Source organism: Lentzea sp. (assembly GCF_035525475.1).
Classification (GTDB): domain Bacteria; phylum Actinomycetota; class Actinomycetes; order Mycobacteriales; family Pseudonocardiaceae; genus Lentzea.
The window spans coordinates 1-14,694 of the sequence record NZ_DATLEC010000237.1; the positions used below are offsets into that span (position 1 = coordinate 1).

16 protein-coding genes are annotated in these 14,694 nt (G+C 69.9%); 8 read left to right on the forward strand and 8 right to left on the reverse strand.

Annotated elements, in window-relative coordinates; genetic code table 11:
• Together VM306_RS35785 and VM306_RS35790 are read left to right on the forward strand one after the other, a co-directional pair.
• Positions 1-957: MFS transporter (locus tag VM306_RS35785; RefSeq protein ID WP_325522917.1), on the forward strand; the 957-nt coding region annotated here is incomplete at its 5' end.
• A complete protein-coding gene (locus tag VM306_RS35790) occupies positions 950-1,828 on the forward strand; it encodes an SMP-30/gluconolactonase/LRE family protein (protein WP_325522919.1) in 879 nt (292 codons plus the stop codon). The genes VM306_RS35785 and VM306_RS35790, both read left to right, overlap by 8 nt.
• Before the next feature lie 15 nt (positions 1,829-1,843).
• Here VM306_RS35790 and dapF read toward each other — a convergent pair whose 3' ends face one another.
• Genes dapF through VM306_RS35805 form a run of 3 tightly spaced genes read right to left on the reverse strand, consistent with a single transcriptional unit; the run spans position 1,844 to position 4,211 of the window.
• Positions 1,844-2,638, reverse strand: a complete 795-nt coding sequence (dapF, locus tag VM306_RS35795) for a diaminopimelate epimerase (protein ID WP_325522921.1) — start codon at positions 2,636-2,638, stop codon at positions 1,844-1,846.
• Positions 2,626-3,534, reverse strand: a complete 909-nt coding sequence (gene miaA / locus VM306_RS35800; protein ID WP_325522923.1) for a tRNA (adenosine(37)-N6)-dimethylallyltransferase MiaA — start codon at positions 3,532-3,534, stop codon at positions 2,626-2,628. The genes dapF and miaA overlap by 13 nt, the downstream gene beginning before the upstream one ends.
• Positions 3,531-4,211, reverse strand: coding sequence for a hypothetical protein (locus tag VM306_RS35805; RefSeq protein ID WP_325522925.1), 681 nt, complete (start codon positions 4,209-4,211; stop codon positions 3,531-3,533). Before VM306_RS35805 ends, miaA begins: the two co-directional genes overlap by 4 nt.
• Positions 4,212-4,382: 171 nt before the next feature.
• Here VM306_RS35805 and VM306_RS35810 point away from each other — a divergent pair, with 171 nt between their 5' ends.
• Positions 4,383-5,729, forward strand: a complete 1,347-nt coding sequence (locus tag VM306_RS35810; protein ID WP_325522927.1) for a DUF349 domain-containing protein — start codon at positions 4,383-4,385, stop codon at positions 5,727-5,729.
• 129 nt (positions 5,730-5,858) lie between these two features.
• Here the strand turns inward: VM306_RS35810 and VM306_RS35815 are convergent, their stop codons facing one another.
• The gene (locus tag VM306_RS35815) at positions 5,859-6,338 is read right to left on the reverse strand and encodes a hypothetical protein (protein ID WP_325522929.1); all 480 of its coding nucleotides are present in this window, start codon (positions 6,336-6,338) and stop codon (positions 5,859-5,861) included.
• Positions 6,335-7,801, reverse strand: a complete 1,467-nt coding sequence (gene miaB, locus VM306_RS35820; protein ID WP_325522931.1) for a tRNA (N6-isopentenyl adenosine(37)-C2)-methylthiotransferase MiaB — start codon at positions 7,799-7,801, stop codon at positions 6,335-6,337. Before miaB ends, VM306_RS35815 begins: the two co-directional genes overlap by 4 nt.
• A gap of 57 nt (positions 7,802-7,858) precedes the next feature.
• Between miaB and VM306_RS35825 the strand changes: the two genes are divergently transcribed.
• Positions 7,859-8,773, forward strand: coding sequence for a TAXI family TRAP transporter solute-binding subunit (locus tag VM306_RS35825; RefSeq protein WP_325522933.1), 915 nt, complete (start codon positions 7,859-7,861; stop codon positions 8,771-8,773).
• Here VM306_RS35825 and VM306_RS35830 read toward each other — a convergent pair.
• Both VM306_RS35830 and VM306_RS35835 read right to left on the reverse strand, forming a co-directional pair.
• A complete protein-coding gene (locus tag VM306_RS35830) occupies positions 8,770-10,155 on the reverse strand; it encodes a HAMP domain-containing sensor histidine kinase (RefSeq protein ID WP_325522935.1) in 1,386 nt (461 codons plus the stop codon). The genes VM306_RS35825 and VM306_RS35830 overlap by 4 nt on opposite strands.
• A gap of 53 nt (positions 10,156-10,208) precedes the next feature.
• Positions 10,209-10,883, reverse strand: coding sequence for a response regulator transcription factor (locus VM306_RS35835; RefSeq protein WP_325522937.1), 675 nt, complete (start codon positions 10,881-10,883; stop codon positions 10,209-10,211).
• Between the two features lie 159 nt (positions 10,884-11,042).
• Between VM306_RS35835 and VM306_RS35840 the strand changes: the two genes are divergently transcribed.
• The 4 genes from VM306_RS35840 to VM306_RS35855 all read left to right on the forward strand — a co-directional run bounded on the left by VM306_RS35840 (position 11,043) and on the right by VM306_RS35855 (position 14,318).
• Complete coding sequence (locus VM306_RS35840; protein WP_325522998.1) at positions 11,043-11,771, forward strand: amino acid ABC transporter ATP-binding protein; 729 nt, start codon at positions 11,043-11,045, stop codon at positions 11,769-11,771.
• A gap of 39 nt (positions 11,772-11,810) precedes the next feature.
• On the forward strand, positions 11,811-12,701 hold the full coding sequence (locus tag VM306_RS35845; protein WP_325522939.1) for a glutamate ABC transporter substrate-binding protein: 891 nt from the start codon (positions 11,811-11,813) through the stop codon (positions 12,699-12,701).
• Positions 12,702-12,780: 79 nt separating this feature from the next.
• A complete protein-coding gene (locus VM306_RS35850) occupies positions 12,781-13,428 on the forward strand; it encodes an amino acid ABC transporter permease (protein WP_325522941.1) in 648 nt (215 codons plus the stop codon).
• A complete protein-coding gene (locus VM306_RS35855) occupies positions 13,425-14,318 on the forward strand; it encodes an amino acid ABC transporter permease (protein ID WP_325522943.1) in 894 nt (297 codons plus the stop codon). The genes VM306_RS35850 and VM306_RS35855 overlap by 4 nt, the downstream gene beginning before the upstream one ends.
• Before the next feature lie 55 nt (positions 14,319-14,373).
• Here VM306_RS35855 and VM306_RS35860 read toward each other — a convergent pair whose 3' ends face one another.
• A complete protein-coding gene (locus VM306_RS35860) occupies positions 14,374-14,652 on the reverse strand; it encodes a hypothetical protein (protein WP_325522945.1) in 279 nt (92 codons plus the stop codon).
• Positions 14,653-14,694: the final 42 nt, after the last annotated feature.

Here is a 14,694-nt window from a genome sequence, read left to right on the forward strand (position 1 = left end):
CTGAACCTGCTCAACCTGGCGCAGCTGATCGCGGTGAGCCTCGCGGTGGGCGTGTGCACGGTGTTCTTCGACGTCGCGTACCAGTCGTACCTGCCGTCGCTCGTCGGACGCGGCCAGCTCGTCGAGGGCAACTCGAAGCTGCAGGCCAGCCTGTCGGTCGCGGAGGTGTCCGGACCCGCCATCGGTGGTTACGCGGCCCAGTTCCTCGGCGCGGCCACCGGTGTCCTCGCGACCGGGCTGGGTTACCTGAGCTCGGCGTTCTTCCTGGCCCGGATCAAGTCCGTCGAACCGGCACCGGAACGCCACCCCGACCCGCACCTGCGGCGCGAGATCGCGGAGGGGCTGCGGTTCGTCTTCGGCAACGTCACCCTGCGCATGATCGTGGCCTGCACCGGCACGTCGAACTTCTTCCACGGCATCCAGCAGGCCGTGATGATCCTCTTCCTGCTGAACGTCGCCGGGCTGAGCGAGGGCACGGCGGGCCTGGTGCTCAGCGCGGGCGGCGTGGGTGGCGTGCTCGGCGCGGCGTTGGCGTACCGGATCGGCCTGCTCGTCGGCCAGGCCAGGATGATCTGGCTCATACCGGTTCTGACCTGGCCTTTCGCCTTGATGTTGCCGTTCACGTCGGACGGTTGGGGCCTGGTGCTCCCGATGGCCGGCCAGGCGGTGACCGTGTTCGGGATCGTCGTCTACAACATCGGCCAGGTGAGCTACCGGCAGACGATCTGCCCCGACCACCTGCTGGGCCGGATGAACGCCTCGATCCGCTGGGTGGTGTGGGGCACCACGCCGCTGGGCGCGCTGCTGGGCGGCGGGCTCGGTTCGTGGATCGGGATCGTGCCGACGCTGTGGGTGTCGCTGGTCGGCTCGGTGGCCGGGATGGTGTGGGTGCTGCTCTCGCCGTTGCGGTCTATGCGCGACCTGCCGACCACGTCTAGCGTCGAGGCCCATGGCTGATACCTCGGTGCTGCGGGACGGTCTCCACTTCGGAGAGGGGCCGCGACGCGGTCCCGATGGACGGCTCTACTACTCCGACTTCTACGCGGGCGAGGTGCACGCCCTCGACCTCGCGACGGGTGACGACGAGGTAGTCGTCGCCTTCGACGGCCAGCCCTCAGGTCTTGGGTGGTTGCCCGACGGAAGCCTGCTGGTCGTGTCGATGCTCGACCGCACGGTCCGCAAGCTCGTGGGTGACGAACTCGTCGTACACGCCGATATATCGGATATCGCGACCTTCCACGCGAACGACATGCTCGTCGACGGCGAGGGCCGCGCCTACGTCGGCAACTTCGGCTTCGACCTCCACGGCCTCATCGACGAGGTCGGTATCCCGGGCCTGCTCGAACCGGGCTTCGACCCGCTGGGAGCCAAGCTCGCGCTCGTCCAGCCCGACGGGACCGCCGGCGTCGTCGCCGAGGACCTCAAGTTCCCGAACGGCATGGCGCTGCTGCCCGACCCGACCGGCGAGTCCGAGAGCGGGAACATCCTGGTCGTCGCCGAGACCGTTGCGTTCCACCTCACCTCGTTTTCGGTCGACCGCAACGGATCGTTGCAAAACCGCAGGGTGTGGGCCGATGTGAAGGAAGCCGGCATCGCGCCGGACGGCATCGCGGGCGACGGGGACGGGGTGTGGGTGGCGCCGGCGTTGCAGCCCGCCGCGTTCCGGGTGACCGAGGGCGGCAAGATCACCAGGAAGGTCGAGACGACGCAGCCGTGCTTCGCCGTCGCGGTCGTCGGCGACACCCTCGTGTGCCTGACGGCGCCGGACTCGCATCCGAGCGTGGTCAAGCCCGAGAGGCTCGGGAGGATCGAGACCTACCGGCTCTGACTGATATATCGGATATCAGACGAGGGCGTCCCACCAGGACTTGTCGAGCTCGCCGCGCGCGACGAGCACGGCAGGTCCGGTGAGCGTCGACGTCGTCGGCTCGATCGTCACGTGGACCTGGCCGCCGAGGACGTCGACGGTCGCCGAGCCGGTCGTCCTGCCCTGGCCCGCGAGCCACGAGGCGACGGACGCGACGGTGCCGGTGCCGCACGAGCGGGTCTCGCCGACGCCGCGTTCGTAGACGCGCATGCGCAGGGCGTCCTGGCCGATGACGTTGACGAACTCGACGTTCACGCCGTGCGGGAACATCACCGGGTCGAAGCCGGGCGGCGCGGTGAGGTCGAAGTTCTCGACCGGCTCCTCGGTGACGCACGCCAGGTGCGGGTTGCCGACGTCGACCGCGAAGCCGCCGATGCCCTGGCCGTCGACCGCGGCGATGGACGTGCCGGTGACCCGCGCGGGGCCCATGTCGTTGGTGACGGAGCCGTCGGGGTGCGTCACGACGGTCTTGTCACCGGCGCGCGTGCCGACGACGAACTCGCCCTGGGGCTGGTGACCGGCGTCGACGAGGTAGCGGGCGAAGACGCGCAGGCCGTTGCCGCACATCTCGGCGATGGAGCCGTCGGCGTTGCGGTAGTCCATGAACCACTTGCCGTCGGACCGCACGACGCGCAGCACGCCGTCCGCGCCGAGGCCGCGCTGCCGGTCGCACAGCGCCTGGACGCGCGCCACCGTCAGGTCCAGCTGGTCATCGAGGTCGGGCAGGACGACGAAGTCGTTCTCCGTGCCGTGCGCCTTCACGAACTCCACGGCACCAGGTTACCGGCGGCCTCCAAGAGATCCGGCCGAGCACCGTCGAGCCAGGTGATGCGCTGGTCACGCCGGAACCAGGACCGCTGCCTGCGCACGAACCGCCGGGTGGCGCGCTTGGTCTCCTCCGCGGCGAAGTCGATCGTGCACGCTCCGTCCATTGCGGACAGCACCTGCTGGTAGCCCAGCGCTCGCGAAGCCGTCTTGCCCTCGCGGAGGCCGATCCTCACGAGCCGGCGGACCTCGTCCTCCAGGCCGGACTCGAACATGACGTCCACGCGCCGGTCGACGCGCCCGTCCAGTTCGGACACCTCGCGGTCGACGCCGATCTGGACGGTGTCGTAGCGGGCGGGGCCGGGCTTGGGGAGGTTCGCGGAGAACGGCTCACCGGTCAGCTCGATGACCTCCAGCGCGCGCACGATGCGCCGTCCGTTGGACGGCAGGATGGCGATCGCGGCGGCCGGGTCGAGCTCCTGCAGGCGCCGGTGCAACGCCTCCGGACCCACCGAAGCGAGCTCCGCCTCGTACCGCTCCCGCACGGCGTCGTCGGTGCCGGGGAACTTCAGGTCGTCGAGCACGGCCTGCACGTACAGGCCGGAGCCGCCGACGAGGACCGGCGGGCGTCCGGCGGCGAGCAGGTCCTCGACGACGGCGCGCGTCTCGCGCTGGTAGGCGGCGACGGACGCGGTCTCGGTGACGGACAGGACGTCGAACAGGTGGTGCGGGACGCCCCGGCGTTCGGAGGGCGGCATCTTGGCCGTGCCGATGTCCATGCCGCGGTAGAGCTGCATGGCGTCGGCGTTGACGACCTCTCCCCCGAACCGCTCCGCGAGCGCGACGGCCAGGTCGGACTTGCCGGTCGCGGTGGGTCCGACTACGGCGATGGGCGTGATCACGGGCGCTCCCAGACGGCGACGTGGTAGCCCACGCCGAACGGTGCGAAGAACTCGGCGCCCGAGCAGCGCCACGGTCCGGGCACGCCGGCGAGGACCTGCCACGCCGCCCTGCCCTGCGCGCCCAGCTCACGGGCGAGTTCGAGGTCGAGGTCGAGCAGGCCGTCCGCATCGGCGGCGGCCAGCAGAGCGTGGACGGAAGAGTCGAAAGGCCCGGACCGCGGGTCGTCGGAACCCGGCGAGCGGGGTCCGTGGCGGGTCGAGCCGTCACCGAGTACCAGCAGCCCGGCGTCCTCGGCGGCGAGTTCCCGTCCAAACGAGACACAGTCGGAAACCGGCAGGTCGGGCGGGATGATCTCAACGCGTGACACCTCGGCCGCGCAGCGTTCCCGCAGCCACGCGGTGATCAGCACGGGCAACGGGAGCCGCGCGTCGGGCGGCAGGTCACCCCCGAGCGAGACCGGCACGTCGACCCCGTACCCGAGAAAAGTTCCCGACAACGGCGGCGCGAACGTCGCCGGACCGGGGGAGCCGGCGGCGACGACGACCCACGGACCGGGCAGTTTCCCCGCAGCGGCAAGGGTTGCGGCCCGCACGGGCTCGGTTTCGGCGGCGGCTCCCGCGACCAGTTCTGGCACCAGAAGAGGTGGGTGCGGCACCACCGCGGCACGGGTGATCACGACGGACGAGGCTACCTATCGTGGACTCCCAGTACCGAGTCGAGCTCTGACCTGTTTGAATGCGCGCGGGGAACTGGGGACGGGAGACCCTCCAGCGCCCGTATTGCATCGGCCCCGCCGGCTGGCGGGGCGCCCGTGGCAGGCACGGGCGTCAGATGGGAGGAACCGGCGATGTCGGAGCAGGACAGCACACCGGAGACCGTGGCCGAGACCACTCCGGTGGAGGTCGCAGCCGAGGGTGTGGTCGAGGAAACGCCGAAGGAGACCGCGCAGGCGACGCCTCCCGCCGTCCCCGTGGCGTCGGACCACCCCGACCGCTGGGGGCGCGTCGACGCCGACGGCACCGTCTACGTCAAGACCGAGGACGGCGAGCGCGCCGTCGGGTCGTGGCAGGCGGGCGAGCCGGTCGAGGGCCTCGCGCACTTCGCGCGGCGGTTCGACGACCTGCGCACCGAGGTCGAGCTGCTCGTGTCGCGGCTCGCGTCCGGCGCCGGTGACCCCAAGCACGCCCTGACCAGCGCGAAGCACGTCAAGGAGCAGCTGGCCGACGCCGCTGTCGTCGGCGACCTGAAGGCGCTGGCCGCCCGCGTCGAGCACGTGCTGGAGCTGGCCGAGGCGGGCATGGGGAAGGCGAAGGAGGCCAAGGAGGCCGCCCGCGCCCAGTCCGTGGCCCGCAAGCAGGCGCTGGTCGAAGAGGCCGAGTCGATCGCGAACGAGTCGACCCAGTGGAAGGTCGCGGGCGACCGGCTGCGCGCGATCCTCGACGAGTGGAAGACCATCCGCGGCGTCGACCGCAAGACCGACGAGCAGCTGTGGCGCCGGTTCTCGAAGGCCCGTGACGCGTTCAACCGCCGTCGCGGCTCGCACTTCGCGGACCTCGACCGCCAGCGCACGGTCGCCAAGTCCTCCAAGCAGGCGCTCGTCGAGGAGGCCGAGAAGCTCGTCGACTCCGACGACTGGGGCCCCACGGCCGGTCGCTACAAGGAGCTGATGGTCGAGTGGAAGGCCGCCGGGCGTGCGCCCAAGGAGGCCGACGACGCGCTGTGGCAGCGGTTCCGCGCGGCCCAGGACGCGTTCTTCCAGAAGCGTTCCGAGGCGTTCAGCGAGCGTGACGCCGAGTTCTCGGCCAACGCGAAGCTGAAGGAGGAGCTGCTCGCCGAGGCCGAGGGCATCGACCCGTCGACCGACCTCGAGTCGGCGCGCGCGGCGCTCTACAAGATCCAGGAGCGCTGGGACGCGATCGGCAAGGTGCCGCGCGAGCGCATCCGCGAGCTCGAGGGCAAGCTGCGCTCGATCGAGGAGAGGGTCCGCGGCGCGGTCGACGCGCAGTGGCGTCGCTCCGACCCCGAGGCCGAGGCCCGCGTGGCGCAGTTCCGCGAGCGCGTGGAGCAGTTCGAGGCGCAGGCCGCGAAGGCCCGTGCCGCGGGCGACAAGCGCCGCACCGAGCAGGCAGAGGCGCAGGCCGCCCAGTGGCGCGAGTGGCTCGCCGCCGCCGAGCAGGCGCTGGCGTCCCGCTAGAGGTTCTTCACGTCTGAGGGCCCCTCTCCGCGCGGAGAGGGGCCCTCAGACGTTTTCAGCGGGTGATGCGCCACTTCTGGTCGTCACGGGCGACGCACCGGAAGACGACGTTCGCCGTGCGCGGGATCGTCACAGCTGCGGCGGGCGCGAGGCCGCGATCTTCACCCATTTCGCCAGCAGGACGACCACCGCGAGCACCGCGATGATCAGGCCGATGCCCGGACCGGGGCCGATGGTCTTGTTGCTCGTGGTCGTCTGCTGCGTCCAGATCGACAGCACGCCCGTCACCGACCCGGCGAACAGGCCCAGCGCGCACACCCACGCGAGACCCCAGCGCCGCACCGCGAGCGTGACGCCGGACCCGAGCACGCCGATGCCGAGCGCCAGGAACGCGAACACCCGCGGCAGGAAGCTCGTGGACTCGCCGAGCACCACGTCCAGGCCCGTCTCCTCCCCGATCCACGGCAGCACGAGCGACACCAGCAGCGCCAGCACCGCGATCGAGATCGTCAACGCGCCGGTGCCGGGGTCGATGCGCCTGGCCGCCTGCTGCTCCACCGCGTCGATCTCCCTGCGCAGGAAGTCGTCGGCATCTTTTGGGTCGCTCACTGCGCGGCACACCCCGCCACGACCGGCAGCGGCGCCGGGGCGCCGAACGACGGCAGCCCCAGGCCGACGCCCGCGGTCTTGGGCTTGATGCCCGCCTCGGACCGGTCACCGGCCTTGGTGCGGCGCCACGTGAGCGGTTCGCCGTCCGCGACGAGGTAGTGCGGGGCGCCGTACGTCACGACGGTCTCGACGACGTCGCCGGGACGAGGCGCGGTGGCACCAGGCGTGAAGTGCACGAGACGGCCGTCGCGCGCACGGCCGCTCATGCGGTGCGTCTCGGCGTCGCGCTTGCCCTCACCGGTGGCGACGAGGACCTCGACGGTCCGGCCGACCTGCTCGACGTTCAACGAGTGCGTCATCTCGTTCTGCAGCGCCACGAGCCGTTCGAACCGCTCCTGCACCACGGCCTTCGGCAGCTGGTCGGGCAGCTCGGCCGCGGGCGTGCCGGGGCGCTTCGAGTACTGGAACGTGAACGCGGAGGAGAACCGGGCCTGGCGCACCACGTCGAGCGTGCCCTGGAAGTCCTCCTCGGTCTCGCCGGGGAAGCCGACGATGATGTCGGTGGTGATCGCGGCGTCCGGCATGGCGGCGCGGACCTTGTCGATGATGCCCAGGTACTTCTCGGTGCGGTACGAGCGGCGCATCGCCTTGAGCAGCCGGTCCGAACCGGACTGCAACGGCATGTGCAGGCTGTGGCACACGTTGGGCGTCTCGGCCATCGCGGCGATGACGTCGTCGGTGAAGTCCTTGGGGTGCGGCGAGGTGAACCGCACGCGCTCCAGCCCCTCGATGTCACCGCAGGCGCGCAGCAGCTTGCCGAACGCGAGCCTGTCGCCGAACTCGACGCCGTAGGAGTTGACGTTCTGGCCCAGCAGCGTCACCTCCAGCACGCCCTCGTCCACGAGCGTCCGCACCTCGGCGAGCACGTCGCCGGGGCGGCGGTCCTTCTCCTTGCCGCGCAGGGACGGCACGATGCAGAACGTGCAGGTGTTGTTGCAGCCCACCGAGATCGACACCCAGCCCGAGTAGGCGGAGTCGCGGGCGGCCGGCAGCGACGACGGGAACGTCTCCAGCGCGTCGAGGATCTCGACCTGCGCCTCGGAGTTGTGGCGGGCGCGTTCGAGCAGCACGGGCAGCGAGCCGATGTTGTGCGTGCCGAACACGACGTCCACCCACGGGGCGCGCCGGACGATCTCGCTGCGGTCCTTCTGCGCGAGGCAGCCGCCGACGGCGATCTGCATGCCGGGGTTCTCCGTCTTGCGCGGCGCGAGGTGGCCGAGGGTGCCGTAGAGCTTGTTGTCGGCGTTCTCGCGGACGGCGCAGGTGTTGAAGACGACGACGTCGGCCTGCTCGTCCTCGGCGGCCCGCGCGTAGCCAGCGTCCTCCAGCAGACCGGCGAGCCGTTCGGAGTCGTGCACGTTCATCTGACAACCGAACGTGCGAATCTGGTAACTGCGGGTCACTGCAACCAACCTTTCGTCGGGTGCAAGCGTAGAACGCCCCCGTGGCACGATGCGCAGGTGCTGGGACGAATGCACGTCGCCGTGAGCCTGCTGACCGCCGCAACGGTCCTGACGGGCTGTGGCAGCACGCTCGAGAACGTCAAGATCACGATGGCCACGGGCAGTGAGGGCGGCGTCTACTACACCCTCGGCAACGGGCTCGCGGACATCTGGAGCGGGCGCCTCGGCATCGCCCGGCCGCAGGTCGTGGCCACCGCGGGGTCGAAGGACAACGTCGTGCGGCTGGTGAACGACCAGGCGCAGGTCGGCTTCTCGCAGGCCGACGCCGTCGAGGGCGTCGAGGGCTCGCCGAGGCTGCGGGCGTTGGCCAGGATGCACGACGACTACCTGCAGGTCATCGTGCGTGCCGACCTGCCGGTCACGACGCTGCGGCAGCTGTCCGGCCTGCGCGTGTCGATCGGCGGGCGGGAGTCGGGCGTCGAGATCATCGCGCGCCGGCTGCTGAAGTCCGCGAACGTCGCGCCGCAGGAGGTCAACCTCGGCCTGGACGACTCGGCCCAGGCGATGCGCGAGGGCAGGCTCGACGCGTTCTTCTGGTCGGGCGGCCTGCCGACGGGGCGCATCACGCAGCTCACGAAAGAGCTCGGCGTGCGGATGCTCGACCTGCGCGAGGACCTGGTGTCGTTCCGCCAGCAGTACCCCGTGTACGGGTCGGCGACGCTGCCCGCCTCCACCTACAACCTGCAGTCCGGGCCGGTCATCACCCTCGTCGTGCGCAACTTCCTGCTCGTCAACGAGAAGATGCCCGACGACGTGGCCGAGGCGCTCGTGCGACAACTGTTCGACGGGCAGCCGGACCTCGTGAAGGTGCACTCGGCCGCCCGCACGATCGAGCAGCGGTCGGCGATCGAGACGTCGCCGGTACCGCTGCACAACGGCGCGATGCGCTACTACCGCGACGCCAAGGTCTAGATCGCCGGCAGCTCGATCACGACCTTCAGGCCGCCGTCCTCCGGCGACTCGAGCCGGACCACGCCGTCCACGCGTTCGACGACGAGCCGCACGATCGACAGCCCCAGCCCGGACCCCGGCACGTTCTGGTGGGCGGGGCTGCGCCAGAACCGGTCGGTCGCGCGTTCCAGCTCGTCGGGCTGCAGACCCGGCCCGTGGTCCGCGACGGACAGCGTCACGACGCCGTTCGCCTTGCGCGCGTCGACCACGATCAGCGTGCCCTCCGGCGTGAACTTCAGCGCGTTGTCGAGCAGCGCGTCCAGGATCGTCTCCACACCGCGCGGCGGCGCGAGCGCCATGCCGACGCGCTCGCCGTCCAGCACGAGGTGGACCTCCTTCGCGGCCGCGGCGGCCTGCCACGCGGAGAGCCGCGCCGCCACGGACCTGTCGACGTCCACCGGCACCGGGTCGACCGAGCTCGACTCCGCCCGCGCCATGGAGAGCAGCTCGTCGAGGATCCGGTTGAGCCGGTCGGTCTCGCTCAGCGCCTCGACCTGGTGCACCTCCGCCTCGGTGTCGACGTGTCCCTCCAGGTTGGACAGCCTGAGTTTCAACGCGGTCAACGGGTTGCGAAGCTGATGTGACGCGTCCGCGACGAACGCCCGTTGCGCGGCAAGCACATCGCTCACGTTCGCGGCCATCTGGTCGAACGACCGGCTCAGCTGCCGCAGTTCCGGCGGACCGCTCTCCGCGCCCACCGGCGGCACCGGGCGCCCGGACACCACGGCGGCCAGCAGCTTGCCCGTCGCGTCGTCGAGCGCCTGCACCGGCCGCAACGTCCAGCGCACCACCGGCAGCGCCAGCAGCACGGCGAGCGCCAGCACGAGCAGGCTCGCCGCGAGCAGCAGCCCCCACCACGCCAGCACCTCGAAGCGCGTCTTGGACGTCGGTGAGAACGTGATCACCGCGCCGCGCACCTCACCGTCGACCAGCACGGGTTCGGCGAGCACCAGCCGCGTCTCGTTCCACGGCATGAACAGCGGCGGCACCACCGGCAGACGTCCGGCCAGGGCCTTGCTGACCAGGTCCTGCACGGCGCTGTCGCCGAGCACGAGGTCGTTGCGCGACGCCACCAGCGGCACCGTCGGCGCGTCGCGGGCCACCACGGCCACGCCGATGCCGTAGAGCTCGTCGTAGCGCTCCAGCTCCGGCCGCAGCACGTTCGGCTGGTCGTCGATCAACGGCCGCTGCGCCAGCGACGCGAACCGGCTCGTGTCGGTGAGCCGGTCGAGGAACATCTCCTGCTGCTCCGCCGCCGCCACACCGCGGCCGAGCGGCACGCCGAGGCCCACCAGGACCAGCACGACGAGGGCGAGAACCACGCCCAGCAAGCGAGATCTCACGAGCCGTCACCCGCGCGCCGACGACAGCCCGGCAGAAAATCACCCAATTGAGATCACACCTGACCCAATCGGTATCCGACGCCACGCACCGTCTCCAGCAACGAGGGACGGCCGAGCTTCGTCCGCAGAGTGGCGACGTGGACGTCGAGCGTGCGGTTGGCGCCCGACCACGTCCTCCCCCACACCTCGGCGAGGATCCGCTCCCGCGTGCACACCGCGCCTCCGGCCGCCATGACGAGCGCGAGCACCTGGAACTCCTTGCGCGACAGGGCGACCGACTCCCCCGCCACGGTGACCTCGTGGCGTCCCAGGTCGACCCGCACGTCGCCGGTCTCGAACACCTCCGTGGACACCGATCCCACACCGACGGGATCGGCGCCGCGCCGCCGGCGGACGGCGTGCACGCGGGCGACGAGCTCACCCACGTCGTAGGGCTTGACCAGGTAGTCGTCGGCCCCGGCGTGCAGGCCGAGGATCCGGTCGTCGATCTCCCCCCTCGCGGACACCACGATGATCGCCACGTCCGAAGCGGCCCTGATGGCGCGGCACAACGTCACACCGTCCATGTCGGGCAGTCCGAGGTCGAGCAGCACCACGTCGACGCCGGCGAGGCGGTCGAGGGTGCCGCGGCCGGTGGCCTGCCGGTCGACGTGGAAACCCCGTCTGGTCAGGGCGGGGACCAGGGCCTCGGCGACCCTGTCGTCGTCCTCGACGAGCAGCACGCGCACTTTCGCTACCTCCCGGGCAACCGATGTCTGCCTGTGACAGAGTTGAGACCCTAAGTCTTGCTCAATGTCCTGGACTGGTGTGGTGGCCGACACCTAGGTTTCCGCCAACGCCGACGACCCCAAATGGAGGACTGGATGACTGCCGCCTCTGCACCGCCGATGATTCGCGTGGCGGGTGTGGACAAGTTCTTCGGCCCGCTGCACGTGCTCAAGAACGTGCAGCTGGAAGTGCCGAAGGGGCAGGTCGTGGTCGTGCTGGGGCCGTCGGGTTCCGGTAAGTCGACCCTGTGCCGGACGATCAACCGCCTCGAGCCGATCGACTCCGGAGCCATCGAGGTCGACGGGCAGCCCCTTCCGGCGGAAGGGAAGGAACTGGCACGCCTGCGCGCCGACGTCGGCATGGTGTTCCAGTCCTTCAACCTCTTCGCGCACAAGACGATCGTCGAGAACGTGATGCTCGCCCCGACGAAGGTGCGCAAGACGCCGGCCGCCGAGGCCCGCAAGACCGCGATGGAACTGCTCGAGCGCGTCGGGATCGCCAACCAGGCGGACAAGTTCCCGGCGCAGCTCTCAGGTGGGCAGCAGCAGCGCGCGGCGATCGCCCGCGCGCTCGCGATGAAGCCCAAGGTGATGCTGTTCGACGAGCCCACCTCCGCGCTGGACCCCGAGATGGTCCAGGAGGTGCTGGACGTCATGACCGGCCTCGCGAAGGACGGCATGACGATGCTGGTCGTCACGCACGAGATGGGCTTCGCCCGCAAGGCCGCGGACCGGGTGATCTTCATGTCCGACGGCGAGGTCGTCGAGGACTCCACCCCGGAAGAGTTCTTCTCGGCCCCGAAGTCCAACCGCGCGAAGGACTTCCTTGGCAAGATCCTGACTCACTAGTAGTCAGCCCACTTACGGACGAATGGCAGGAGAAGGACGATGAGGGTTCGCACCCTTGCGGCGGTGCTGCTGACGGGCGCACTGGCCCTGACCGCGTGTGGCAAGGAGGGCAGCCCGACCGAGACGGCGGCGCCCGCCGGCCTGTTCGAGGTCGCCAAGGACGTCAAGGTCGACGGTTCGCCCACGTTCGAGAAGGCGAAGACGCGCGGTTCGCTCGTCGTCGGCGTCAAGGAGGACCAGCCGGGTCTGGGCTACAAGGACCCGACGACGAACAAGTACAGCGGTTTCGACATCGACATCGCGCGGCTCATCTCGGCGAAGCTCGGCTTCGACCCCGAGAAGATCCAGTTCAAGACGATCCAGTCCGCCGCCCGCGAGCAGGCGCTGATCAACGGTGACGTCGACTACTACGTCGGCACCTACACGATCAACGCGGGCCGCAAGGAGAAGGTCGGCTTCGCCGGACCGTACTTCGTCGCCGGCCAGGACCTGCTGGTGAAGAAGGACAACACCGACATCACCGGCAAGGAAGCCCTCAAGGGCAAGAAGGTCTGCTCGGCGACCGGCTCGACGCCGGTCAAGCGCATCCGCGACGAGAAGCTGACCGAGGACGCCAACATCCTCGAGTTCCAGGGCTACTCGCAGTGCGTCACCAAGCTGCTCGACGGTGAGGTCGACGCGGTCACGACCGACGACGCGATCCTCAAGGGCTACGCGGCCGCCGAGGAGGGCAAGCTGAAGGTCGTCGGCAAGACGTTCTCCAGCGAGCCGTACGGCATCGGCGTGCCCAAGGAGGACACGGCCCTGCGCACCAAGCTGAACGACGTGCTGCAGGCGTCGCTGGACGACGGCAGCTGGCAGAAGATCTACGACGGCACCCTGGGCAAGTCGGGTTCGTCCGCGGAGAAGCCGAAGATCGACCGGTACTGACGGTCTCCTACGTGGCCGGTGGATCCCGCGTGGGTCCACCGGCCGTTCCTTTGAAGGCGGACGGACGGCAAGGAAACCGATGAGCGTCCTCACCAACAACCTAGATCTGTTCCTGCGCGCATTCGGACAGACGCTGCAGCTCTTCGCGATCTCCGGTGTGCTCTCGCTGCTGCTGGGCACGCTGCTCGCGGCGTTGCGCGTCAGCCCGGTCCCGGTGTTCCGGGCCATCGGCACGGCGTACGTGACGGTGCTGCGCAACACCCCGCTGACGCTGGTCTTCGTGTTCTTCCTCTTCGCGTACCCCCTGCTGGAGATCGTGAAGATCGAGCCCTACACCGCGGCCGTGGTGGCGCTGTCGCTCTACACGGCGGCTTTCGTCTGCGAGGTCGTGCGGTCCGGCATCAACACCGTGCCGGTCGGCCAGGCCGAGGCGTCCCGCGCGCTCGGTCTCACGTTCACGCAGATGCTGGGCAACGTGGTGCTGCCGCAGGCGTTGCGCTCGGTGGTGCCGCCCATGACGAGCACCATGATCGCGTTGCTGAAGAACACCACGGTCGCCTCGGGTTTCGCCGTCTTCCAGGCGGGCACGATCCGCGACTCGCTGTCGGAGCAGGGCGAGAACGTCCTGCTGGGACTGCTGTGGGTCGCGGTCGGGTTCGTCGTCCTGGTCATGCCGCTGACGTCCGTCCAGCAGTACTTCGAGAAGCGGTGGAGCGTGGCCCGATGAGCATGGCGCTGTTCGACGTCCCCGGCCCCAAGGCCCGCGCACGTCACCGGATCATGGCCGTGGTCGGCATCGCGGTGGTCGTCGCGGCCATCGCGTACGTGATCATGCGGTTCATCGCCACCGACCAGTTCTCCTCGCGCAGGCTCGACTGGATCAACTACAAGCAGATCCAGCTGTCCCTCCTGGACGCCATCGGCAACACGCTGAGCGCGTTCGCGGTCGGCGCGGTGCTGGCGCTGGTGTTCGGCGCGATCTTCGCCGCCGCCCGCCTGTCCGACCACGCCTGGGTGCGCGCTCCCGCGGCGGTGATCGTCGAGGTCTTCCGCGCGATCCCGCTCGTGGTCATGATGTTCTTCTTCTACTACGGCCTTCCCGTGGCCGGGGTGAAGCTGAGCGCGTTCACGGCGGTCGTGGTGAGCCTGATGCTCTACAACGGCTCGGTGCTCGCCGAGATCTTCCGCGCCGGCATCAACTCGTTGCCGAAGGGTCAGAGCGAGGCGGCGTACGCGCTGGGCATGCGCAAGACCCAGGTGATGACGCTCATCCTGCTGCCGCAGGCGTTGCGGGCGATGCTGCCGACCATCATCAGCCAGCTCGTCGTGCTGCTGAAGGACACCGCGCTCGGCTTCCTCATCACGTTCGAGGAGCTGCTGCGGTGGGGTACGCGCATCGGTGGTGACGCGGTGAGCTTCGGCCGGCCGATGATCTCGGTGATGATCGTGGTCGCGCTGATCTACATCGGACTGTGCCTGCTGCTCACGTGGCTCGCGAACTACCTGGAGAAGCGCAACCGCCGCAACAAGAAGGTCGTCAAGCTCGACGGAGACCGGCCGAACCAGGTCCAGCTCGCCGAGTCCTCGGCCGTCATGGGTTCCGGCAGCACCGTCTGACCCGCGATTCGCGGAACGGGGGCGTGTCCACATCGGACACGCCCCCGTTTCCTTCCTACGAGTAGACGTTCCAGTCGACGACGCCGGTCCAGCCGGGCTCAGCGCCGACGACCGCGAGGGAGAACGCCGTGCCGGCGGGGAAGTTCGCGCCGATGCGGCGGCGTGACCGGTCTCCCGCCGGGAAGAGGACGGGGCTGCCGGCCACCCGGAAATCTCCGTCGCGCAACCACCGGATCTCCAGGTCCACGGGGCTCGACGTGACGCGCAGGTAGACGTCCGAGCCGTCGGCGGTGATCGTCCTGACGCCGAGCAGGTCCTCCGATGCGGTTCGCATGTCGCCGAAGCTAGCGCCGTCAACGGACCCGGGGCGTCTCAC